Origin of the sequence: Pseudomonas serbica, from assembly GCF_028823535.1 — a bacterium.
Lineage (GTDB): Bacteria > Pseudomonadota > Gammaproteobacteria > Pseudomonadales > Pseudomonadaceae > Aquipseudomonas > Aquipseudomonas serbica.
In genome coordinates this window covers 107,407-130,295 of record NZ_JAQIYM010000012.1, presented here as the reverse complement: position 1 = coordinate 130,295, position 22,889 = coordinate 107,407, and the positions used below count along the sequence as shown (strand labels likewise).

At 61.7% G+C, this 22,889-nt stretch carries 14 protein-coding genes; 3 read left to right on the top strand and 11 right to left on the bottom strand.

The features are described 5' to 3' along the window. Window positions 1–36 precede the first annotated feature (36 nt). Genes NQL71_RS20630 through NQL71_RS20620 form a run of 3 tightly spaced genes read right to left on the bottom strand, consistent with a single transcriptional unit; the run spans window position 37 to window position 5,512 of the window. Window positions 37–633, bottom strand: coding sequence for a glutathione S-transferase (locus NQL71_RS20630; protein WP_274643186.1), 597 nt, complete (start codon window positions 631–633; stop codon window positions 37–39). After that, complete coding sequence (locus NQL71_RS20625; protein WP_274643185.1) at window positions 630–4,271, bottom strand: AAA family ATPase; 3,642 nt, start codon at window positions 4,269–4,271, stop codon at window positions 630–632. Before NQL71_RS20625 ends, NQL71_RS20630 begins: the two co-directional genes overlap by 4 nt. Beyond that, window positions 4,268–5,512: an exonuclease SbcCD subunit D C-terminal domain-containing protein gene (locus NQL71_RS20620; protein WP_274643184.1), complete on the bottom strand. Its 1,245-nt coding sequence runs from the start codon at window positions 5,510–5,512 to the stop codon at window positions 4,268–4,270. Before NQL71_RS20620 ends, NQL71_RS20625 begins: the two co-directional genes overlap by 4 nt. Before the next feature lie 354 nt (window positions 5,513–5,866). Here NQL71_RS20620 and NQL71_RS20615 point away from each other — a divergent pair, with 354 nt between their 5' ends. Then, window positions 5,867–7,222: a lytic polysaccharide monooxygenase gene (locus tag NQL71_RS20615; protein WP_274643183.1), complete on the top strand. Its 1,356-nt coding sequence runs from the start codon at window positions 5,867–5,869 to the stop codon at window positions 7,220–7,222. A 114-nt stretch (window positions 7,223–7,336) separates the two neighbouring features. On the opposite strand, the gene NQL71_RS20610 is transcribed toward NQL71_RS20615, so the two are convergent. The 7 genes from NQL71_RS20610 to NQL71_RS20580 form a co-directional block, all read right to left on the bottom strand. Continuing rightward, entirely contained in the window at window positions 7,337–8,989 is a 1,653-nt protein-coding gene (locus tag NQL71_RS20610; RefSeq protein WP_274643182.1) for a BatD family protein, read from the bottom strand. Then, window positions 8,986–10,719, bottom strand: a complete 1,734-nt coding sequence (locus NQL71_RS20605; protein WP_248687499.1) for a tetratricopeptide repeat protein — start codon at window positions 10,717–10,719, stop codon at window positions 8,986–8,988. Before NQL71_RS20605 ends, NQL71_RS20610 begins: the two co-directional genes overlap by 4 nt. Next, the gene (locus NQL71_RS20600) at window positions 10,716–11,795 is read right to left on the bottom strand and encodes a vWA domain-containing protein (RefSeq protein ID WP_046818082.1); all 1,080 of its coding nucleotides are present in this window, start codon (window positions 11,793–11,795) and stop codon (window positions 10,716–10,718) included. Before NQL71_RS20600 ends, NQL71_RS20605 begins: the two co-directional genes overlap by 4 nt. Continuing rightward, window positions 11,788–12,282, bottom strand: a complete 495-nt coding sequence (locus NQL71_RS20595) for a DUF4381 domain-containing protein (RefSeq protein ID WP_046818083.1) — start codon at window positions 12,280–12,282, stop codon at window positions 11,788–11,790. Before NQL71_RS20595 ends, NQL71_RS20600 begins: the two co-directional genes overlap by 8 nt. Continuing rightward, entirely contained in the window at window positions 12,279–13,223 is a 945-nt protein-coding gene (locus NQL71_RS20590) for a DUF58 domain-containing protein (RefSeq protein WP_046818084.1), read from the bottom strand. Before NQL71_RS20590 ends, NQL71_RS20595 begins: the two co-directional genes overlap by 4 nt. 5 nt (window positions 13,224–13,228) lie before the next feature. After that, complete coding sequence (locus NQL71_RS20585; protein WP_020800601.1) at window positions 13,229–14,188, bottom strand: AAA family ATPase; 960 nt, start codon at window positions 14,186–14,188, stop codon at window positions 13,229–13,231. A gap of 319 nt (window positions 14,189–14,507) precedes the next feature. Continuing rightward, the gene (locus NQL71_RS20580; protein ID WP_046818085.1) at window positions 14,508–14,861 is read right to left on the bottom strand and encodes a hypothetical protein; all 354 of its coding nucleotides are present in this window, start codon (window positions 14,859–14,861) and stop codon (window positions 14,508–14,510) included. Between the two features lie 357 nt (window positions 14,862–15,218). Between NQL71_RS20580 and NQL71_RS20575 the strand changes: the two genes are divergently transcribed. Next, a complete protein-coding gene (locus NQL71_RS20575; RefSeq protein ID WP_274643181.1) occupies window positions 15,219–16,613 on the top strand; it encodes a hypothetical protein in 1,395 nt (464 codons plus the stop codon). 489 nt (window positions 16,614–17,102) lie between these two features. Further along, window positions 17,103–21,992, top strand: coding sequence for an NAD-glutamate dehydrogenase (locus tag NQL71_RS20570; RefSeq protein ID WP_046818087.1), 4,890 nt, complete (start codon window positions 17,103–17,105; stop codon window positions 21,990–21,992). 114 nt (window positions 21,993–22,106) lie between these two features. Here the strand turns inward: NQL71_RS20570 and NQL71_RS20565 are convergent, their stop codons facing one another. Then, window positions 22,107–22,817, bottom strand: coding sequence for an ATPase (locus tag NQL71_RS20565; protein ID WP_077183777.1), 711 nt, complete (start codon window positions 22,815–22,817; stop codon window positions 22,107–22,109). Between the last annotated feature and the right edge of the window lie 72 nt (window positions 22,818–22,889).

Here is a 22,889-nt window from a genome sequence, read left to right as displayed (position 1 = left end):
GAACAGCACCACCCCTGTAGCGGCTGGCGCAGGGGCTTATTTCTTCATGATTGATGTGAACAAATCGGACTCCAGAAACCGCTGCAGCCACGCTTGCAAACGTCGATAGGGCGTTTGCGCGAACCACTCGCGATCGACATGGGCGAATTGCCGTACGAACGGCATCAGCGCCACGTCGGCCAGGCTTGGGTGATCCGTAAGCAAGTAGTCGCGTCCTTCCAGTAACTCATCCAGCTTGCGCAAGAACACCTCGCCTTCGGCGCGATAGAACGCCATCGGTTGTTCCGGATAGCGCTCGGCATACTTGTAGCGGTTCAGATGCACCTTGAAGCGTTGATCGTTCTCCTCGATCAACGCTTCAATGGCCAGTTGGCCTTGCGGATCCTCCTTGAGCCACCAGTCCTGCGGGTCATGGTGCGCCAGGGCCCAGCGCATGATGTCCAGGCTTTCATCGATGACCTGGCCGTCCACGTTCAGCACCGGCACCGTGCCTTTGCTCGACAGTGCGAGCATCTCGGCGGGTTTGGCCTTCAGGCTGACTTCGACAATGTCCACGGCCACTTCGCAGTAGCGCAGCGCCATGCGTGCCCGCATGGCGTAGGGGCAGCGGCGGAACGAGTAGAGCGTGATCATTTCACCTCCAGAGTGCTCAGGCCGTTGCCCTGGCGACGGACCTGGATCTGCACCGGAATCCGTTCATGCATTTCCTGCACATGGGAAATCACCGCGACCTTGCGCCCCTGGGCTTGCAGGCCGTCGAGGGCGTCCATCGCCAGTTGCAGGGATTCCGGGTCGAGGCTGCCGAAACCTTCGTCGATGAACAGTGATTCGATTTTCAGCGTACTCGAGGCCATCGATGCCAGGCCCAACGCCAGGGCCAGCGACACCAGGAAGGTCTCGCCACCGGACAGCGAATGAACCGAACGCAGTTCATCGCCCATCTCGGTGTCCATCACCAGCAAACCCAGCATGCTGCCGCCGCGTTTCAGACGGTAGCGCCGCACCAGTTGGCGCAATTGCACGTTGGCGTGGTGCACCAGCAGGTCGAGGTTGTAGGCCTGGGCGATCTTGCGGAAGGTGTCTCCGGTGGCCGAACCGATCAACGCGTTCAAGCGTGCCCAGCGCTGGTATTCGGCATAGGCGTCGGCGATCTGTTGCGCGAGGGCCTGATTGGCGTTCTGCCGGCGCTGGTCCTCGGCCTGTTCGGCACGCAGTTGCGCGCAGAGCTGTTCGCTGACGTCGAACTGGGTTTGCAACTCGCTGAGCGCGCTGGCGAGCTGTTCGGCATCCAGGTTGCCGTTGTGCTGTGCCTGATGCTCGAGCAGGCGCTTGTCGCGCTCCTGTAGCAGGACAGTGGCTTGTTCGATGGCTTTTTCGCTGTGCTGCAAGCGTTGACGCAGTTCGCTGACATGGGCGTCGTCGACCCGCAGGAGGTCTTCGAGGCCCGCGTCATCCAGTTCCGGGTGACGGGCGCGCCAGTCAGCGATTTTGTCGCCGAGTTCGCGCTGCTCGCTTTCCAGGATGTGCAAACGCTCTTGCTGCGCCTTGAGTTCAGCAGCGATTCGCACCCGCTGCGTGAGTACGTTTTGCAGTTCCGCGGCCGTGCTGGTTTCGGCGTTGCGCGCCTGTTCCACGTCCTGCTCCAGCTGCTGCTGCCACTGTTCGGCACTGGCGTGGGAGGCGAGCAATTGTCCGAGCGCCTGCTGGCTGGCCTGTTGTTGCGCGGCCAGTGCAGTGAACTGCAGCTCGGCGGTTTGCAGTTGCTGTACGCGGGTCTGCTGGCGATCCTGTTCCTTCTCCAGGTGTTGCTGGCGCTGTTGCTGCTCGGCCAGCTCTTCCTTTTGCTGATCGAGTTGCGCCAGGCGCTCGACGATCTGCCGATCCAGCTGCATGAAGGTCGCGGCAGGCTCGCTGCGCAGCGCTTGTAGGGTTGTGGCGGGCAGCAGGTTGGCGAACGCGCCGAGCTCTTCGTCGAGGCGTTGGCGGTCATTGCCCAGTTCACGCTGCTGATTGTCCAGATGCTGGGCCGCTTGCTGGTGCGCGATTTCAGCGTGGCGCAGTTGCTGGGTCAGGCGCGCGGCGTCCTGTTGCAGGGTGAGCAGGGCGGTTTGCCGTTGTTCGTCCTGGGTGATGCTCTGGTTCAACTGGGCATTTTGCTGGTTGAGCCAGGCGCCACGCTTGGCGTAGTCCTGATTGAGCAGTGGGGTGGCCAGCGGATGCGCTTCAAGGCTTGGCGTCAGGGCTTGCTGCTGGGTGGCCAGTCGTTCCTGCTGTTGCAGCAGTTCTTTTTGCTGGGCGATCAGTCCGCCCACTTCCCCACGCAGTTCGGTGAGCTTTTCCTTGAGCAGATCGACTGCTTTTTGTGCCGTGGCCTGTTCGCTTTCATCAAAGCGACCCAGGCTTTGCAGCAGGGCTTCGGGCTGATGATAGGGATGCTCGTTACTGCCGCAGACCGGGCAGGGCTGGTCGTCCTGCAACTGCGCGCGCAGCTCCTCGACACTGGCGCTGCGGGCCAGGCGCTGGCGCTCCAGCAGCTCGCGGGTGACGGTCAGGGTCTGCTCGGCGACGACGAGCTCAGCCTTGGCCTTTACCCCGTCCTGGGTCAGGCGCTCGCGTTCCTGTTGCGCAGCCACCTGGCGTTGTTGCAACTCGGCGCCGCGCTTATCCAGGTCCTGCTGGCTGTCCCACAGCCGCGTCAGGTCTTCGATGGCACGCAGTTGCTTGCGGTTGTCCTGCAACAGGCTGGCGAGGATGCCGATCTGTTCGGCGACGGCATCCGGCTCGGCGCCGGCCTCCTTGAACAGCACCTCAAGCTGCTGTTTCTGCGCAGTGAACGCCTGCGCGGTGCGCAGGGCATTCTGTTCGAGGCTGGCCAGTTCGGCCTGTCCCTTGTTCAGTCGATTGCCGATCAGCATCAGCTGTTGCAGGCGATCGCGGTAGGCATTCCAGGCTTCGCTCAACGGCGCCAGGTGAGCGCTTTGCTCAAGTTGCGCAGCCATGCGCTGCAGGTGTTCGGCAGCCCGGGCCTGTTGCTCGTGCAAGGTTTGAATCGCGCCTTGGCCCTGAGTGCAGGCCTGCTCGGCGGTCTGCCTGGCTTCGGCGCTGAGTGCCGCATCCTTGGCCAGGCGGGCGAGGGTGCTTTGTTCCTCGAACGCCTGACGCAATAGTGGAGCACAGTCAGTTTGCCGTTGCTGCGCTTCGCTCAACGCGATCCGGCTTGCCCCGAGTTGCTGTTCCAGCAGCGCCTGACGCTCACCGAGTTCGCCATGCTGGCGGGTATGTTGGGCGATTTGCTCGGCCAGGGGCGTGAGTAACGCATCGACCTCGGCCTTGCGGGCGAACTGGTGCCGCTGCGGGGCGAGCTGTTCGAGGCGCGTCAGCTGCAAGCGCTCGCCGGCCAGGCTTTCCCAGGTTTGGCGGGCACTGTGCAGTTGTTCGGCAGCAGCCAATTGCGCGTCATGCAAACGGCGCAGCTCCAGGAGCCAGGCATGCTGCAACTCAAGTTGCTTGAGCTGCGCCTGCTGATGTCTAAGCTGCTGTTGCGCGGCGTTGAAGCGCTCATCGAGCTCGGCACGGGCCTCAGGCGCCAGTGGCGTGACGCCGCTGGCCTGGTCCTGCAGCTGTTTGTGGGCCTCACGGGCTTCCTTGGTCTTGTCGAAGGCCCGACGGCCCAAGCGGGTGTAGAGCGCGGTGTCGGTGAGTTTTTCCAGCAGTTCGCTGCGGTCGTTGTCATCGGCCTTGAGGAAGGCACTGAACTCGCTCTGCGCCAACAGTACGGCGCGGGTGAACTGTTCAAAATTCAGGCCCAGTGCGGCCTCGAGTTGGGTCTTGTATTCACCTTTCTGGCTGGCCAGCAGTTGATCCTGATCGAGGTCGCGCAGGCTCTGGCGACTGGCTTGCAGCTTGCCACCGGCCTTTTCCCGGGCGCGATTGGCTTCCCAGCGTGCGCGATAACGACGGCCATCGACACCGACGAAATCCACTTCGGCATAACCTTCGCCGGTGCCGCGGCGCAACAGGGTGCGGGGGTCGCCGGTGCCGATTTCGCCATCGGCGTCCGGCACCTTGGCGTCACGCCCGGTGTTGTTCAGGCGCGGGACTGCGCCGAACAGGGCCAGGCACAAGGCGTCGAGCAGGGTGCTCTTGCCCGCGCCGGTGGGGCCGGTGATGGCGAACAGTCCGGCGCTGGCCAGCGGTTCGGCGGTGAAGTCGATTTCAAACGGCCCGGCCAGGGAGGCGAGGTTTTTCAGGCGGATGGCGAGGATCTTCATGGCTGTTCGTCCTCCATCTGCACGTCCTGCAGCAGCTCGGCAAAGTCCTTGAGGGTCTGCTCGTCGACCTCGCTGCCGTAGTTGTCCTGCCAGGCGCGGCTGAACAGTTCATGGGGCGTGAGCTGGTCCAGCTCGATCAACGCGCCAGACTCGTCGGCGCCTTCGCGGTTGCCGTTTCCCGCATATTCGGCGGCGATGCGCACCAGGCGCACGGCCTTGCCCAGCAGGGCGCTTTCCACTTGATGGCGCAAGTCCGGTTGCGGCTCGTCGAGGCGCACCCGCACTTCCAGCCAGGGCTGGCGCTGGTAGTCGGCCAACAGGTCGATGATCGGCAGGTCGGCCAGTTGCACGAGGATATCGGCCAAGGGCGCAGGGCCGATACGTTGCAGGTTCACTGAGCGGGGGATCAGTTTCGCTTCGACGCGGACCAGGGTTTCGCCGTCGAGCGTGACATCGAGAATCTGATGCTGGTAGCCGATCTCGGAGAATGACAACGGAATGGGCGAGCCGCTATAGCGAATGCGCTCCTCGCCATTGACCTTCTGTGGCTTGTGCAAATGTCCCAGGGCGACGTAGCTGATGGAGGCGCCGAACAGGCTGGCGGGCAGTGCTTCGGCGTTGCCGATGATCAGGCTGCGTTCGGAGTCTTCCGACACCGAACCGCCGGCCATGTGCGCGTGGCTGATGGCGATCAGCGCCTGACCGGATTGACGCTTGGCATTGGCCGCTGCGATCAGCCATTCGTGAACCTGGCCGATGCCGCGCAGATAGTTATCGCCCAGATGCGCACCGGTGACTTCGGCCGGGCGCAGGAACGGCAGCGCCAGGCACCAGGCGGCAATTTCGCCTCGGGCATCGGGCAGCGGCAGCAACAGGCGCTCGGCATCCAGTTGTCCGTCATCGAGCCACAGCACGCGGCCCAGGGCGTGGGTGCGCAAGCGGCGCATCAAGGGGGCGGGCAGCTCGATCCGCGAACCGGAATCATGGTTGCCGGCAATCATGACGATGGTCAGCAGTGGTTGTTGCTCATGGGCGCTGACGATGAAGTCGTAAAGGCGTTCCTGGGCTTTGACCGGCGGGTTGACCGTGTCGAAGATGTCGCCGGCGATCAGCAGCACATCCGGCTGATCCAGTTTGAGCTGGCGCAGCAGCCACTCGAGAAAACAGCCGTGCTCGAAATCGCGATCCTGGCCGTGCAGGTTCTGCCCGAGGTGCCAGTCGGAGGTGTGGAACAGACGCAAGGCGAACTCCGCTACAAAAAAGGTGATGGCCGCCAAAAGACACATGACAGCGGCTAAAGGGCTGAGAGTTTACTGGCAAAAGACTGTTGTTGCTGAACACCTTTAAGGGCGAGACGTCGACACCCGGGGAAGAACACCGACGACCGTCTGTCCCCACTGTCACATCTGTCAGTAGCCTCTATTCACGAGCCAGGTATCCAATGGGTTGGAGCATGGAGCCTAATAGTTCAACCGACAGGGTGTGCCTTTCAATAGATAAAGAGATGAGGCGGGTCGAGCTGAAACTGAAGTGGTTGGGGCGTTACATGCGATCCGAAAAATCGAAGCATGAACGGTCGTCAATGGAGAAATACTATGTCACAGGATCGTCCGAACACTATCAGTAGAAGTAACAATCCGCGTCATGGCCACGTTTTTTCACCCTCTTCACGGGCACATTTTGAGTGGTTGGCGGGGAGACTCGACGAAGGAGCGCTTAATCAACGCGAGTCCGGCAAGTTTTTTCCTCTGACTGCCGGCGGACTCCGAGATGTGTTTGCAAAGGATGACGACGCCAACGTCCCGCCGCCACCGGATGGAAAAATTGCCAGTGCCAATCAACTGACCGGCGCAGTACTGGATGAACCCGGGAGTCACTGGCAAAAGCATGACGTGCGAAGTGGCGAAATACTGGACATTTCCTGGAATTTCAGCGCAAAGCACGCGACTCGGCGCTGGAACTATTTCATCACGAAGGCAGATTGGGATCCTGCCAAGGTCCTGTCGCGGGATCAGTTTGAGGTAGAGCCGTTCTACACAGTGCAAATCAACCTGCAGCCGCATTGGGCTCATGGCGAGCAAATGTTGCCCGCTTCACCCACTAGCCATGGCGTCCCGCTACCAAAACGGCTCGGGTACAACGTGTGTCTGGCGGTGTGGGAAGTTGCCAATACTTCGATGGCTTTTTACCAAGTGATTGACCTGAATTTTCTGCCTCCGGAAGGCGGCGGTGAATTGCCTGATCCACCGACCGGGCTGGCTGCTGTCAGGGTCACTGACAAGCAGGTATTGTTGAATTGGAATGCAGGAACCGGCTCCATTCCGATCGCCTCCTACCGCATTTCGCGTAACGGAAGCTTCCTGGTTGGTGTAGACGCTCCGAATCTTGCTTTTGCCGATAACAGCGTGGCACCTGAAACCCTGTACAACTATGCCATCAGCGCAGTCGATGATCACGGCAATGTTTCCGCACCGAGCCGGCCGATTCAAGTGCACACCTTGCCAGAAGGCGGAGAGGGGCCTACCGCACCGACGAACCTGCACAGCATGGGTCAGACCGCACAAAGCGTCACCCTGATGTGGGGGGCAGCTACCGGCACGGCGCCGATAGTCGACTACCTGATCTATCGGGACGACATTCACGTCAAAACCGTGAGCGCGGTCCAGACCTCTTTTGACGACTCTGGCCTCACACCAGATACCCAGTATCGTTACGCTGTGAAAGCGCGCGACCTCAACAACAAGCTTTCGTTATCCAGTAACGTCCTGAGCGTCAGGACCCTGAGTGATGGCGGTGAGTATCCATCGTGGAAACTGGGTACTCAGTACGCAAAGAATGACGTGGTGAGCCACGCTGGACAGAACTGGTCGTGCATTCAGGCCCATACGGCACACGTAGAGGAGTGGGCGCCTGGGGCGGGGGACAATGTGCTTTGGAGGGCACAATCCTGACCTGTTGAAAGGGTCGCCTTGAATCGCTGAAAGGCGTTAAAGATCGCAGCCTGCGGCAGCGCCTTGCACGGCGGATAACCTGCAGGAGCTACCGCAGGTTGCGAACTTTAGATCTTATTTCGGATACAGCGGCGGCAACCCACTGTCGCCAACCGGATCCTGAACCCGTTCGGCGATCGGGATCGTCCGGATAGCCCGCCATAAGTCTTCCCCTTGCCAATGCTGGCCGGTTTCGCTGTAGAGCGCGCCGTTCAAACCGTCGAGGGCGTCGGACAGGGGGACGAAGCGGGCGGCCATGTCGGCCAGGGTCTCCGGCTGCTGGCGGGCCCAGGCGTCGAGCGCCTGGCGGGTGGCGTGGGAATCGTTGGCCTGGCAGGCACGCTTGAGGTCATCGAGCACCGTGCGGGGGCTGGGGCCGGTTTGCGCTGCACGCAGGATCGCCGGTTGCCAGCGTGCCCGCCACCACAGGCCGAATCCCAACAGGGTGGTGCAGGCCAGGATCAGGGTGCTGAGTTTCCAGCGCCAGAGGGTTTCGCTGCTCGTATTGTTCTCGAGCGCCGAGGTACTGGCCGGTGTGTCGACCATCAGGCTTGGATTGGCCGCCACCTGCAGGGTCCGGGCGGGCAGGCTACTGTGCTCCAGATGGTCTTCGAAGGTGTTCCACCAGACCACCTCGACCGAAGGCAACTCAATGGCGCCGCTGCGCGAAGGCACCAGGGCTTCGCGATCCTCGCGACTGCCTACCAGGCCTCGCTCGCTGTTCTGGTTGCCCAGCACCGGTTGATCGGGATAGCGCCGCAGGCCACTGACCTCGGTACCGGGCAGAGGGGGCAGTTGCGAACTGGCCAGGCCCTCGGCCTTGATTGTCAGGCTACGGGTGAGCGAATCACCGACCTGGACGTGCTCCGGCTCCGGATTCCAGCTTTCGCTCAGCGTCAGGTCGCGCGCCGGTAGCCAGGGCAGGTCGGCAGGATAGGTGACGGGCTTGGCTTTGACCGGTAGGAGGATTTCACTGGAGCTGACGCGCATCAATTTGCCGGATTTCGGCGTCTGGGAGCTGGCGTCCTGGACGGGTTGCGCGTCCACCAGCGCGGCATTGAATATTTGCCCTGGAATGATCAATTCACCGCTGTGTTGCGGGTAGATCGCGTAGCGCATTTCGATGACACCGTGGCGTATGCCGTTGATGTCTTTCTCGTAGGTGCGTGACTCGCCCAGCTGTTCGATGCGGGCGTCGGGAATCTGCAAGGGCGGCAGGCTGCTGTCGTCGTACAGCGACACCGAATGGTAGATGCGCAAGGTCAGGATCGCCTGGGCCTGCACATACACACTGGTTTGATCGAGGCTGGCTTCGATGAACACCGGTGCCTGCTTGACAGGGCTGGCCTGGGTGTCGCTTTCGACCACCTGCACGGTGATCGGCTGGCTCTGGACGTCGCCCAGCTTGAGCGGGGGGATTTCCACGGTGCCGTTGTGCAATGGCAGCAGCGTGACGATCCAGCGGGTCGTGGCCTGGTTGTCGCCATTGAGCGTGTTCAACTGGTTGACCTGGCGGGTGCCACGCACTTCGAACAGTGGCTCCAGTGGCGTCAGGTCCGGCTTGCCGAATTGAGTCACATCGTTCGATTCCAGGGTCAGTTCGATCGTCTCGCCGGAGTTCAGGCGAGCCCGGTCGACACTGGCGACCAGCTCGGCTGCCTGGGCCTGGGCGGCACAAAGTAGCAAGGCGGGCAGCGGGGCAAGCAGGAAGGCGGTGAAGCGGGTCATCGAGTTTTTCCCTGATCCTGATGTTGTTGCTGTTCGTACCAGAATTTGCGTCTGAGCAATTCACCCGGATCATCCGGGATCTGCCTTAGCCATTGCTCCAGCGCCTGTTGCTGCTCGGCGTCGAGACTGGCACTGGCCGGGGGCATGGGGGCAATGGTGTGCTGTTCGTCGCCCAGTTCGCTGCCCGGGACCTCGTTGGTGCCGGGACGAGGCGGTGTCGTGGCGGGTGGCTCGGTGGCGGCTTGCGTCTGTTCGCCAGCGGCTTCGGGTTCTGCGGATGTCGACGGCTGCGCAGCGGCACTCGGTGGTGATGGCTGCTCCGAATCGCTGCTCGCCTCCTCGGCGGCTTTCTCCGGCGCGGGCGGGCTGGCCTTCTGCTTGAGCAGGCTTTCCACCAAGGCCTTGTTGGTCAGTGCCGGACGCAGATCCGGTTGCCGTTCGAGGGCCTGCTCATAGGCATCCACTGCTGCCTCCAGTTCGCCGCTCTTGGCCAGGGCGTTGCCACGATTGTAGTGGGCATGGGCGTCGTTGCCCTCGGCGAACCGCTGGGCGGCGCCGCTGTAGTCGCCGGCTTCGTAGAGGGCCACGCCTTGCCACCGGTGATCTTCGAAGTGCCGGGCGGCCTCGGCCGGGCGTTTCTGCTTGAGTAATTGCAGGCCCTGCTGGTCGGGGCGTAGCCACAGGTCCTGGAAGTCGAAGGCATGGCTCGGTTGCGGCAGCATCAACAACAGCGGCAGGCAGAACAACCAGCCGCGACGACCGGCGCAGGCGGCCAGCAACAACAGCGGCAACAGCAGCCAATAGCCCTGGTCGGCCCAAGTGTCGAGGCGCAGGGTCTGGCCGTCGTTGCGCAGGTTGCGCGGACCGTCGAGCAGGCCGAGGGCGCGCAGATCGGCGTCGCTCAGGCGCGCGTGGCGGTAGTGTCCGTCCAGATCGTTGACGAAGGACTTCAAGCCGGGTTCATCCAGCCGGGACACCAGAATTGCCCCCTGTTCGTCCTTGAGGAAACTGCCATCTTCCTGGGTGATGGGGGCGCCTTCGGCGGTGCCGATACCGAGCATCAGAAATTGCGTCGACTTGCCGCTCAAGGCGCGGCTGATGCCCAGGCGCTCCGGCTCACTCAACGAGGAGCCGATCAACAGGATCCGGCCATCGCCCAGTGCGGCCTGTTCCAGCAAGGCCAGGGCCTTGACCACCGCCAGGTCGGCACGCTGGCCGACTTCGGGCATCAACGACGGCTTGAGTGCATCGAGCAGGTTGCGGCTGGTGGACAGGTCGTCCGATAGCGGCACCAGGGTGTGGGCGCTGCCGGCGTAGACGACGATTGCAGTCTGCGCGTCGTTGCGGCTTTGCAGCAGGTCGAAGAGTTTGCGCCGGGCCTGTTCAAGGCGGTTCGGCTGAACGTCGGTGGCGAGCATTTGCGGGGTCAGCTCAAGGATCACCACCAGCGGATCGGCGGGTTTCTGGCTGATCTGTTCGACGCGGGCAAAGCTCGGTCCCACCAAGGCGACCACGGCGATGAACCAGGCCGCGCCCAGGGCCACCCACGGCAATTTGCTTTCGCGCCCACTGCCGCCACTGAGCAATGCGGCGTGAAACGCCGGTGGCAGGATCATCTGCCAGCGCCCGGCGCGCTTCTGCCGATGCCACAGTTGCCAAAGCAACCAGCCTAGCAGCGGCAGCGACAGCAGCCACCACGGGCGGAAAAAATACGGCCAGAAGGCGCTCATCGGCGCCTCCGCAGGCGCAGGCGTTTGAGGCGCTGGCGCCAGTCAGGCAATGGCGATTGCAAGAACAGGTCCTTGTTGAAAATTCGTTGCAGCGGGTTATCCGGCCACAGCTCGCGCACCACCAGCAGCATGCTCAGCCACAACGCCAGCGCCAGCGGCCAGTGATACAACGCCTTGGCCGGACGGGCCTGGGTCGGTTGCTGGGTCACAGGCTCCAGTTGGTCGAGGGTGTCCTTGATCGATTGCAGTTCCTGGCCATCGCGAGCGCGAAAGTACTGGCCGCCGGTGGCGTCGGCGATCGCCTTCAGGGTGGGTTCGTCCAGATCCAGGCTCGGATTGATCCCCAGGAACCCCGGGGTGCCGCTTTGTTCCGGGTCGGCGCCGATGCCGATCGGGTAGATTTTCACCCCTTCCTTGGCTGCCAGGCGCGCGGCGGTAAGCGGATCGATTTCGCCACCGTTGTTGGCGCCATCGGTGACCAGGATCAGCACGCGACTTTGCGCCGGGCGTTGCCGCAGGCGCTTGAGGGCCAGCCCGATGGCGTCACCGATGGCCGTGTTCTTGCCGGCGATGCCGATTCGCGCTTCGTCGAGCCAGACGCGCACGGTATGGCGGTCGAACGTCAGGGGCGCCTGCACGTAGGCCCGGCTGCCGAACAGGATCAGCCCAACTCGGTCGCCGTCGCGACTTTCGAGGAAGTCGCCAAGCAAATGCTGAACCAGGGTGAGGCGGCTGACGTCATCGTCCTGCCACTGCATATCGGGAAAGTCCATCGAGCCGGACACGTCCACCGCCACCAGCAGATCGCGGCCACTGGCGGCAATCGGCAGCGGCTCACCGAGCCATTGCGGGCGCGCGGCGGCGCTCAACAACAGCAGCCAGAGCAGCAGGAACGGCGCCTGTTGGCGCCAGGCCGGCAAGTTGGCCCGGGCGCGGCGCTTGGCCAGGCCTTCGAGGTCTGCGAGGAAACTGACCTTGAGTGCCGGTTCGCCACTGTCGGCCACCGGCAACAGCATACGCATCAGCCAGGGCAGCGGCAGCAGGGCGAAGATCCACGGCCAGGCGAACTCAAACATGTTTGCGAATCCATGTATCGACCGCCTGGGTCAGGCCGGCGATGGCCTTGTCGTCGAGCTTGCATTCGGGCTTGTAGGCGCCTTCGACCAGCACCATCCAGCGGGTCAGGCCGGCGGCGGGGCAACGGTTGTCGAGAAAGGCCAGCCATTTGCGGCCATTGAGGGTATGGCTCTGGCTGTAGGGGTAATGGTTGCGGCACAGTCGCTTAAGCAGGCCATTGAGCTGCTGCAGCCAGGCACCGGCGGGCGCGCCATCGTAAGGCTTGGGCAGGCGCGCCAGTTCCGCCAGCGCGGCCACACGCACCGGGTCCAGCGGTTGTTCGACAGGGGCGACCGGTTGTTTGCGGGCAAACAGGTGCCGCAGCTTCCATAGGCCAAAGCCGATGGCCGGCAGCAACAACAGCAGCAACCACCAACCCGGCGCCGGCGGCCAGAAATCCACCGGGGGCGGGGTAATCAGGGGTTGCAGTTGCTCGAGACCGCTCATCGACCTTTCCCCGGTTTCTGTGGGTTGAGGTACTCGCGCAGCTGCTCGACCATTTCACTTTGCGTGCTCAGCGGCATCAGCAACACCCGCAGCTTTTGCGCCAGCAACTCCCAGCGGGCGATGCGTGTTTCGGCCTGGGCGCGGTACGCCTGGCGCAGGTCGAAATTGAGGGTGTCGAGTTCCAGTTGCGCGCCACGCTCGGCGAAGCGCAACAGGCCAGCGGCGGGCAGGGCGTGATCCAAAGGGTCGGACAGCGGCAGCAACAACAGGTCGCAATGGCGCGACAACAGGCTCAGCTGTTGTTCGGCGCTTTCGGACAAGGCACGCTCGTCGCAGATCACGATCGCCAGGCTGCCGGGCCGCAATACCTCCCGCGCGCGACGCAAGGCAATGCCGAACGCATCGCGATCAGGCTCGCTTTCGGTGTGCAGCGACTGGTTGACCCGCACCAGGCGGTTGAGCAATTGCAGCAGGCTTTGTTTGCTGCGCCTCGGCTTGATTTCGTAATGCTCGTTGTCGCCGAACACCAGGCCGCCGACCCGGTCGTTATGCCCCAGCGCGGCCCAGCCGATCAGGCTCGCGGCCTGGGCGGCGAGCACCGACTTGAACATCAGGCCCGAGCCGAAAAACAGACGACGGCTCTGCTCGACCATGATGAAAATTGGCCGCTCACGTTCTTCGTGAAACAGCTTGGTGTGGGGTTCCTGGGTACGCGCGGTCACGCGCCAGTCGATGGTGCGCACATCGTCGCCGGCCTGGTAGACCCGCACCTGGTCGAAATCCACCCCACGGCCGCGCAGCTTGGAATGGTGCAGGCCGATCAGCGGGCTGCGCTGGCTCGGCGTGGAAAACAGCTGCACTTCGCGCACGCGGTGACGCATCTCGATCAGCTCGGCGAGCGTGACGCGGATGCCCGGTTGGGGCGGCAGGAGCGCGTTCATCGGGCTCAAGCGACAGCAACGACGTCGAGAATGCGCTGGACCACCCGGTCCTGGTCGATCCCGGCAGCCTCGGCTTCAAAGGACAGGATGATGCGGTGGCGCAACACGTCGAACAGTACCGCCTGGATGTCCTCGGGGCTGACAAAGTCGCGCCCGGCCAGCCAGGCGTGGGCCCGGGCGCAGCGATCGAGGGCGATCGAGCCACGGGGACTGGCGCCGTAGGCAATCCACTCGGCCATTTCCGGGTCGAACTTGCCCGGGGTGCGGGTGGCCATGACCAGTTGCACCAGGTATTCCTCCACGGCATCGGCCATGTACAGGCCGAGGATTTCCTTGCGCGCGGCGAAGATCGCCTGCTGGCTGACCCGGCGTTCAGGCTTGGTTTCGCCATTGAGGGCTTCACCGCGGGCTTGCTGCAGGATCCGCCGTTCGACGGCGGCATCGGGGAAGCCAATTTTCACGTGCATCAGGAAGCGGTCGAGCTGGGCTTCCGGCAGCGGGTAGGTGCCTTCCTGCTCGATGGGGTTCTGCGTGGCCATTACCAGGAACAGCGGCGACAGTTCATAGGTACTGCGCCCGACACTGACCTGGCGCTCGGCCATGGCTTCGAGCAATGCCGATTGAACCTTGGCCGGGGCGCGGTTGATTTCGTCCGCCAGCACCAGGTTATGGAAGATCGGGCCTTGCTGGAACACGAAGCTGCCGGTTTCCGGGCGATAGATCTCGGTACCGGTGATATCGGCAGGCAACAGGTCGGGGGTGAACTGGATGCGATGGAACTGTGCTTCGATGCCTTCTGCCAATTCCTTGATGGCCTTGGTCTTGGCCAGGCCAGGAGCGCCCTCGACCAGCATGTGGCCGTCGGCAAGCAGGGCGATGAGCAAGCGCTCGATGAGTTTTTCCTGGCCGAGAATCTGCGTTGAAAGAAAGGTTCGCAGCGCTAGCAGCGCTTCACGATGTTCCATCGATGACTGTTCCTGCAAAAGGGTGGCCGAGGACGTTCGGAAATACGCCAGGGCTGGGGGCGTTACTTTAATCCATCGCGGGGGGCGGCGACTAACGGCATTTTGTGCAAAGTGCGGGAAATGGTGGGGATTTGCGGGATTTTCGCAGGGCGATGCTCTTGGGATAACTGTCAGGGCCTCATCGCTGGCAAGCCAGCTCCTACAGCTATTGGTGGTGTGCAAGCAATCTGTGCAGTCCGAAAGCCAACCCATCTCTCGCGACCGAACGCGATCTACTGCAGGAGCTGGCTTGCCAGCGATAGGGCCGGTACAGGCACCCTCAAATCTGGCTGACGAACGTCCCGGTACCGTCAAGAATGTTCTTCAGGGTTTCCTGGACTTCCGCCAGATCCACCATGTCCGGGTTGAAGGTAATCTCCAGCACATCATCCCCATTCAACGCATCGGCATCCGCCGCGGCGATTTCGATCTTCAGCAGGGTAGGGCTGAGGGTCACCTTCACGCCATCGAGGGTCGAAGGCTCGCCATCGAGGGTGATTTCCAGCTCATCCTCATCCGGGTACCGGCTCATGAGGAACATCTCACCCTTTTCGCTATGGCAGCACAGCATCGCCATGTCGTCTTCTTCTTCATCGCAAGGGTTGACGATCAAGAGGGCGGTGGTCATTTGCATGGGGAATTCCTGGCTCGGCGAGCGTGATGAACGTTACGAAAAAGCAATTCTGCCAGTCCGCAGACATTTGTGCTGCCTCAGGTTGCTGGAGCGGCGGAAAAAGACCGATTTTCATTATTGACCTGATGTATGGAAAAGCATTTGAAGTTTGACTCTGTGAATGGTGAAAGGTGTTTCTCACAGACTTTTCCTCCCTTCCCATAGGAAATTTCCTTTGCCCTTGCAGGAGGTTTGTGAGGGCTAAAAATAACGTCCGGACGCAGGTTTTTTACTTGTATTGGCCCATTTCAATCCCTTAGCGTGAACGCCCAGACGCAAAGGAGTGCGCAGTCAATCACGAAAAAAGGACCTCTTTCGATGAGTCAGTATTTCGAACGGGCGGATGAGATCAAGCACCTGTCCGGGGAACAAATCGAGCATCTGTATCAGCGCTACCTGGACGGTGAAAAAAGTGCCGACCTGAAGATCGAGTTCAACATTGCGCCTGAAGTCCGCAGTTTGTTGAAAATATTGCCCCCCATCATCAGCAAGGACCTGACCTGCCCCTACTGCGACCTGCCCATGTGGGTGCGTCGGCACGCAAAGGGCACCCCAGTTTCAATTCGTAAGCCTTTCAAGTGCGTAGGTTGCGAGCACTATCACCATGAGCCCGGCCAGCAGGGGCGAATGAAGCGCTGTACCTGCCATGAGTGCTACAAGCTGCGCCAGCAGGAAATCGCCGACCAGGCGCAGCGCGATCGTCTCGAGCTGGCCAAACGCTACGCCATACCACGTCCGTCGGTGCCTTTTGCAGCGCTGGGCTTCGTACAGAAACTGGCTCTGCTCGCCTTGCTGGACGATGGCCAGGTTGACGGCGTCGAGCGCATTGCCTCGCTCGCCACCGGGCTCAGGAGCGAACCACTGGCACCCACTGACGAGGCCAGTGAAGCGCTGGTGAGGAACCTGTACGAGAGCGGCGCGTTGGAGGTCGATCTGGAGGGCGACATCAAGGCCTTCGATCGAGCGTCCGGCTACTTGATCAAAGACTTTTCTTCCGTGCGCTGGCTACCCAATATCGCGCTTGAGCCCGGCATACGCAGCACTCGCGACGCACTGTACCGGGCTTTGTATCAAGAGCTGTCCGGCAATGTTTTGCCCGCCTGGAAAAGCGAACTGTACGCGTTGATGTTGAGCCTGGCCCGGGACGAATCTATTCAGTACATCCAGGTGTTGGCCAGTGAAGTGAGTTTCGTGTTCAGTGCCCAGGGGCGCGCCCAAACCGTCGTCGGCCAGCTTCTGCAGGACTTCTCGGTAAGCCATATCTACTACTTTGCCCGGTTGGCGGTGAAGAATGCCGCGCATTTTTACGCCACCGGCAATTCAAAAGGGCGCAACCACGCCTGCAACACCATCCCCGGCAGCATGTTGGGCACGGCGCAGGATGCCAAGGCGCGAAACTGGCGCAAAACCGCCTATCGCGATTCGCGGGTGCCGCAGTCGGCCTTACACCGAATCCTGTACGACGTGGTGCTCAAGGACAGCGGAGCCGGTTTCTCCAAGTCTCCGGGCCTCTACTGGCGTGACGAGCTGGTGCCGCGGTTTTTCTCCGGCAATGCCTGCGGGGCGGACCTGGCCGGGCACCTGCAGCTGTTCTGCCGCGAGTGTGACTCAACCAACGTCGATGCGAGCATGGACAGGATGACGGTTCAAATGCTCTGTTACGACTGCGCGACAGTGAGCAAATTTCAGGCGATTGAAGACTTGATCGACTGAATCGGTCGCGGTTTCTACAAACAGCCCCCATAGCGTCCATGCTCGGCCCAGCAATCATGGACGCTGTCAATTTTTGGTTGGGGCGGGGCAGACGCGTCCCGACCCTTGGTTTTGGTACGGATGTCCCGCAAAAACCGTGCAATCAGCCCCGAAATCTTCTTCGGCTGCTAGTGTTGATCAATGCGCGCCTGCACAGCAGCGTACCGTTGACCGAATATGTCGCAGCACCGCAAGCATGGGCCTTGCCGCACTCGTTAAGCTGCGCAACGGATGAGCACCCGTAAAGGCATTGCGCTGCACGCAGCCCAGTCGCTTTTGCAGATGCCCATTCACGGAAGGTGAATGTGACCCGAGTGTCTCGTTTAGCTTCACCCACCTGTCACCCTGTTTCCTCTGCCCGAGAATCAGGAGCAGGGTGACGGGTAGCCCCTGAAAGGGGTTTTGCACGCGACGCTTTCATCAATAACAAGCCCAAGCGGAGTACCACAGATGGCGTTCTTCACCGCAGCCAGCAAAGCCGACTTCCAGCACCAACTGCAAGCGGCACTGGCGCAGCACATCAGTGAACAGGCACTGCCACAAGTGGCGCTGTTCGCTGAACAATTCTTCGGCATCATTTCCCTGGATGAACTGACCCAACGTCGGTTGTCTGACCTCGCTGGCTGTACTCTTTCTGCGTGGCGCCTGCTTGAGCGCTTCGATCACGCGCAACCACAAGTGCGCGTCTACAACCCCGATTACGAACGTCACGGCTGGCAGTCGACCCACACCGCGGTCGAAGTCTTGCACCACGACCTGCCGTTCCTGGTGGACTCGGTGCGTACCGAGCTGAACCGTCGCGGCTACAGCATTCACACCCTGCAAACCACGGTGCTGAGCGTACGCCGTGGCAGCAAGGGCGAGCTGCTGGAAATCCTGCCCAAAGGCACCCAGGGCGACGACGTGCTGCAAGAGTCGTTGATGTACCTGGAAATCGACCGTTGCGCCAACAACGCCGAACTGAACGTGCTGGCCAAAGAGCTGGAGCAAGTGCTCGCTGAAGTGCGCGTGGCGGTGGGCGATTTCGAGCCCATGAAAGCCAAGGTCCAGGAAATCCTCACCAACCTGGACAACAGCCGGTTCGCCGTCGATGCCGACGAAAAGAGCGAAATCAAGAGTTTCCTGGAATGGCTGGTGGGCAACCACTTCACCTTCCTCGGCTACGAAGAGTTCGTGGTCAGCGATGAAGCCGATGGCGGCCACATCGTCTATGACAAGGACTCCTTCCTCGGCCTGACCAAACTGCTGCGCGCCGGCCTGAGCTACGATGACCTGCGCATCGAAGACTACGCCGTGAATTACCTGCGCGAACCGACCCTGCTGTCGTTCGCCAAGGCGGCGCACCCAAGCCGTGTGCACCGTCCGGCCTACCCGGACTACGTGTCGATTCGCGAAATCGATGCCGACGGCAAGGTCATCAAGGAATGCCGCTTCATGGGCCTGTACACCTCCTCGGTGTATGGCGAGAGCGTGCGGGTCATCCCGTACATCCGCCGCAAGGTCGCGGAAATCGAACGCCGTTCGGGCTTCCAGGCCAAGGCTCACCTGGGCAAGGAACTGGCCCAGGTGCTCGAAGTACTGCCGCGCGACGATCTGTTCCAGACCCCGGTGGACGAGCTGTTCAGCACCGTGATGTCGATCGTGCAGATCCAGGAACGCAACAAGATCCGCGTGTTCCTGCGCAAGGACCCATACGGTCGTTTCTGCTACTGCCTGGCCTACGTGCCGCGTGATATCTACTCCACCGAAGTACGGCAGAAGATCCAGCAAGTGCTGATGGATCGCCTGAAAGCCTCGGACTGCGAGTTCTGGACCTTCTTCTCCGAGTCCGTGCTGGCCCGTGTGCAACTGATCCTGCGCGTCGACCCGAAAAACCGCATCGACATCGACCCGCAGCAACTGGAAAACGAAGTGATCCAGGCCTGCCGCAGCTGGCAGGACGATTACTCGGCGCTGACCGTCGAAAGCTTCGGCGAAGCCCAGGGCACCAACGTGCTGGCCGACTTCCCGAAAGGCTTCCCGGCCGGTTACCGCGAGCGTTTCGCCGCGCATTCGGCTGTGGTCGACATGCAGCACCTGCTGAGCCTCAACGACAAGAACCCGCTGGTGATGAGCTTCTATCAGCCGCTGGGCCAGGTCGGTCAGCGTGAGCTGCATTGCAAGCTGTACCACGCCGATACCCCGTTGGCCCTGTCCGACGTCCTGCCGATCCTGGAAAACCTCGGCCTGCGCGTGCTGGGCGAATTCCCGTACCGCCTGCGCCACACCAATGGCCGCGAGTTCTGGATCCACGATTTCGCCTTCACCGCCGCCGAAGGCCTGGACCTCGACATCCAGCAACTCAACGACACGCTGCAGGACGCGTTCGTCCACATCGTGCGCGGCGATGCCGAGAATGATGCGTTCAACCGCCTGGTACTGACCGCCGGCCTGCCATGGCGTGACGTGGCGCTGCTGCGTGCCTACGCCCGTTACCTCAAGCAGATCCGCCTGGGCTTCGACCTCGGCTACATCGCCAGCACCCTGAACAACCACACCGACATCGCTCGCGAGCTGACCCGGTTGTTCAAGACCCGCTTCTACCTGGCACGCAAGCTGAGCAGCGACGACCTCGAGCAACGTCTGGAGCATGCGATCCTGACCGCACTGGACGATGTGCAGGTACTGAACGAAGACCGCATCCTGCGTCGCTACCTGGACCTGATCAAGGCCACCCTGCGGACCAACTTCTACCAGACCGACGCCAACGGCCAAAACAAGTCGTACTTCAGCTTCAAGTTCAATCCACACTTGATCCCCGAGCTGCCCAAGCCGGTGCCGAAGTTCGAGATTTTCGTCTACTCGCCACGCGTCGAAGGCGTGCACCTGCGCTTCGGCAACGTTGCCCGTGGCGGCCTGCGCTGGTCCGACCGTGAAGAAGACTTCCGTACCGAAGTCCTGGGCCTGGTAAAAGCCCAGCAAGTGAAGAACTCGGTGATCGTGCCGGTGGGTGCCAAGGGCGGCTTCCTGCCGCGTCGCCTGCCACTGGGCGGCAGCCGTGACGAGATCGCGGCCGAGGGCATCGCCTGCTACCGCATCTTCATTTCGGGCCTGTTGGACATCACCGACAACCTGAAAGACGGCGCCCTGGTGCCGCCGGCCAATGTCGTGCGTCATGACGACGATGACCCGTACCTGGTGGTTGCCGCGGACAAGGGCACCGCGACCTTCTCCGACATCGCCAACGGCATCGCCATCGACTACGGCTTCTGGCTGGGTGACGCGTTCGCGTCCGGTGGTTCGGCCGGTTACGACCACAAGAAAATGGGCATCACCGCCAAGGGCGCGTGGGTTGGCGTACAACGCCACTTCCGCGAGCGCGGCATCAATGTCCAGGAAGACAGCATCACTGTAGTGGGCGTCGGCGACATGGCCGGTGACGTGTTCGGTAACGGCTTGCTGATGTCCGACAAGCTGCAACTGGTCGCAGCGTTCAACCACCTGCACATCTTCATCGACCCGAACCCGAACCCGGCGACCAGCTTCGCCGAGCGTCAGCGCCTGTTCGACCTGCCACGTTCGGCCTGGTCGGATTACGACACCAGCATCATGTCCGAAGGCGGCGGTATCTTCTCCCGTAGCGCCAAGAGCATCGCGATTTCCCCGCAGATGCAGGAGCGTTTCGACATCCAGGCCGACAAGCTGACCCCGACCGAACTGCTCAATGCCTTGCTCAAGGCACCAGTGGACCTGTTGTGGAACGGCGGTATCGGTACCTACGTCAAGGCCAGCAGCGAAAGCCACGCCGATGTGGGTGACAAGGCCAACGATGCACTGCGCGTGAACGGCAACGAGCTGCGCTGCAAAGTGGTGGGCGAGGGCGGTAACCTCGGCATGACCCAACTGGGTCGCGTGGAGTTTGGCCTCAATGGCGGCGGTTCCAACACCGACTTCATCGACAACGCCGGTGGTGTGGACTGCTCCGACCACGAAGTGAACATCAAGATCCTGCTGAACGAAGTGGTTCAGGCTGGCGACATGACCGACAAGCAACGTAACCAGTTGCTGGCGAGCATGACCGACGAAGTCGGTGGCCTGGTACTGGGCAACAACTACAAGCAGACCCAGGCCCTGTCCCTGGCAGCCCGTCGCGCCTTGCCACGGATTGCCGAATACAAGCGCCTGATGAACGATCTGGAAGGTCGCGGCAAGCTGGATCGCGCCATCGAGTTCCTGCCCAACGAAGAAGCGCTCAACGAGCGCATCGCCGAAGGCCATGGCCTGACCCGTGCCGAGCTGTCGGTGCTGATCTCCTACAGCAAGATCGACCTCAAGGAGCAGCTGCTGGGTTCCCTGGTGCCGGACGACGACTACCTGACCCGCGACATGGAAACCGCTTTCCCGCCAACGCTGGTAAGCAAGTTCTCCGCAGCCATGCGTCGTCACCGTCTGAAGCGCGAAATCGTTAGCACCCAGATCGCCAACGACCTGGTCAACCACATGGGCATCACCTTCGTTCAGCGACTCAAGGAGTCGACCGGCATGAGCCCGGCGAATGTCGCCGGCGCCTATGTGATCGTGCGTGACATTTTCCACCTCCCGCACTGGTTCCGTCAGATCGAAGCCCTGGACTACCAGGTTTCCGCCGACGTGCAACTGGAGCTGATGGACGAGCTGATGCGCCTGGGCCGTCGCGCTACGCGCTGGTTCCTGCGTGCCCGTCGCAACGAGCAGAACGCTGCCCGTGACGTCGCGCACTTCGGTCCGCACCTGAAGGAGCTGGGTCTCAAGCTCGACGAACTGCTCAGTGGCGAGATCCGCGAAAACTGGCAATCGCGCTATCAGGCGTACGTCCAGGCCGGTGTGCCGGAGTTGCTGGCGCGTATGGTTGCGGGCACCTCGCACCTGTACACCCTGCTGCCGATTATCGAGGCCTCCGACGTGACCGGCCAGAACCCTGCGGACGTGGCCAAGGCCTACTTCGCGGTGGGTAGCGCGCTGGATATCACCTGGTACCTGCAACAGATCAGTGCCCTGCCGGTTGAAAACAACTGGCAGGCCCTGGCCCGTGAAGCGTTCCGCGATGACGTCGACTGGCAGCAACGTGCGATCACCATCTCGGTCCTGCAACAGGGCGACGGCACCCAGGACGTGGAAACACGCCTGTCGCTGTGGATGGCGCAGCACGGCAGCATGATCGAACGCTGGCGCGCCATGCTGGTGGAAATCCGTGCCGCCAGCGGCACGGACTACGCCATGTACGCAGTGGCCAACCGTGAACTGCTGGACCTGGCGTTGAGCGGGCAAGCGGTGGTGACAGCCCCTGCAACTGCCAGCGCAGAGCTGGAACCGGCGGCCTGATCAGCCGTTGAATGAAAAAGCCCCGCATTGAGAGATGCGGGGCTTTTTTTGGCCTGGGTTTTTATAGCGTCAATTCCGGCCCCTTCGTTGGAGCGCCACCCGGGGGCCTATCTTTCAATACAACTTATGACCTTGTTTACTATCAATCATCGACACTTTATCTGTCGGCCTGGTCAATAAATTACTGAGCGACTGGTCAAACTTCTGCAGTGCCCTTACTTGCACATTCTGCTGTTCGTTAATATCGGCGACGATCTCTTCACTGCGTTTAAAGTCTGCCCACACCGGGCTCAGTGCTACGGCGTCATGACCTTTTGCAGTGCCAATGTAGTTGAAGTTGCGATCATAGAAGTCGGCACTGACATGAGCCTCGACGTCCGAACTGCGCGAGGTGATCAACTGGCTGCGGCTGTCGACGATGGCGACCACGTCCGGTTGCGCCGCCCTGAGGCTCTGCATGTCCGGGTAAACCGTGACCGAACCGAACTGGCGTTGCAGCGAGGCCTTGACCCAGTCCACGGCCAGATCAGGCTTGGACGTGGCGACATAGGCGTCGTGGATCGGTTGAACCAGCAGGCTCTGGCCGAAACCGGTGCCGGCATTGGCTTGGTAGTCCTGCAGATAGGCGCGATTTTCCTGGGTGTTGCGGCTGTACACCACGCCCAGGGAAACATGGTTACCGTTGGGAATAAGGGTTGTACTGCTGCGACCCACCGGTTCGGTGAAGATACCGTCCAGCGATGAAACCGCGGACGGAGCAGTGGGAATCGAGCAGCCGGCTAATAGCGCTGCCATCGTCAACGTACTGACCAGTACAAGTTTCATGGTGTTTCTCCGGTGAAACAATATCAAAGTCGGAAAGTTAATGGCCGGGCAATAACCGGCGCTGTCTCCAGA

Bases quoted from the DNA above. Each gene is read 5' to 3' on its own strand.
- NQL71_RS20575 (WP_274643181.1), top strand. From the start codon at position 15,219: ATGAGTCAGTATTTCGAACGGGCGGATGAGATCAAGCACCTGTCCGGG.
- NQL71_RS20625 (WP_274643185.1), bottom strand. From the start codon at position 4,271: ATGAAGATCCTCGCCATCCGCCTGAAAAACCTCGCCTCCCTGGCCGGG.
- NQL71_RS20590 (WP_046818084.1), bottom strand. From the start codon at position 13,223: ATGAACGCGCTCCTGCCGCCCCAACCGGGCATCCGCGTCACGCTCGCC.
- NQL71_RS20610 (WP_274643182.1), bottom strand. From the start codon at position 8,989: ATGACCCGCTTCACCGCCTTCCTGCTTGCCCCGCTGCCCGCCTTGCTA.
- NQL71_RS20605 (WP_248687499.1), bottom strand. From the start codon at position 10,719: ATGAGCGCCTTCTGGCCGTATTTTTTCCGCCCGTGGTGGCTGCTGTCG.
- NQL71_RS20570 (WP_046818087.1), top strand. From the start codon at position 17,103: ATGGCGTTCTTCACCGCAGCCAGCAAAGCCGACTTCCAGCACCAACTG.
- NQL71_RS20630 (WP_274643186.1), bottom strand. From the start codon at position 633: ATGATCACGCTCTACTCGTTCCGCCGCTGCCCCTACGCCATGCGGGCA.
- NQL71_RS20565 (WP_077183777.1), bottom strand. From the start codon at position 22,817: ATGAAACTTGTACTGGTCAGTACGTTGACGATGGCAGCGCTATTAGCC.
- NQL71_RS20580 (WP_046818085.1), bottom strand. From the start codon at position 14,861: ATGCAAATGACCACCGCCCTCTTGATCGTCAACCCTTGCGATGAAGAA.
- NQL71_RS20585 (WP_020800601.1), bottom strand. From the start codon at position 14,188: ATGGAACATCGTGAAGCGCTGCTAGCGCTGCGAACCTTTCTTTCAACG.
- NQL71_RS20600 (WP_046818082.1), bottom strand. From the start codon at position 11,795: ATGTTTGAGTTCGCCTGGCCGTGGATCTTCGCCCTGCTGCCGCTGCCC.
- NQL71_RS20595 (WP_046818083.1), bottom strand. From the start codon at position 12,282: ATGAGCGGTCTCGAGCAACTGCAACCCCTGATTACCCCGCCCCCGGTG.
- NQL71_RS20615 (WP_274643183.1), top strand. From the start codon at position 5,867: ATGTCACAGGATCGTCCGAACACTATCAGTAGAAGTAACAATCCGCGT.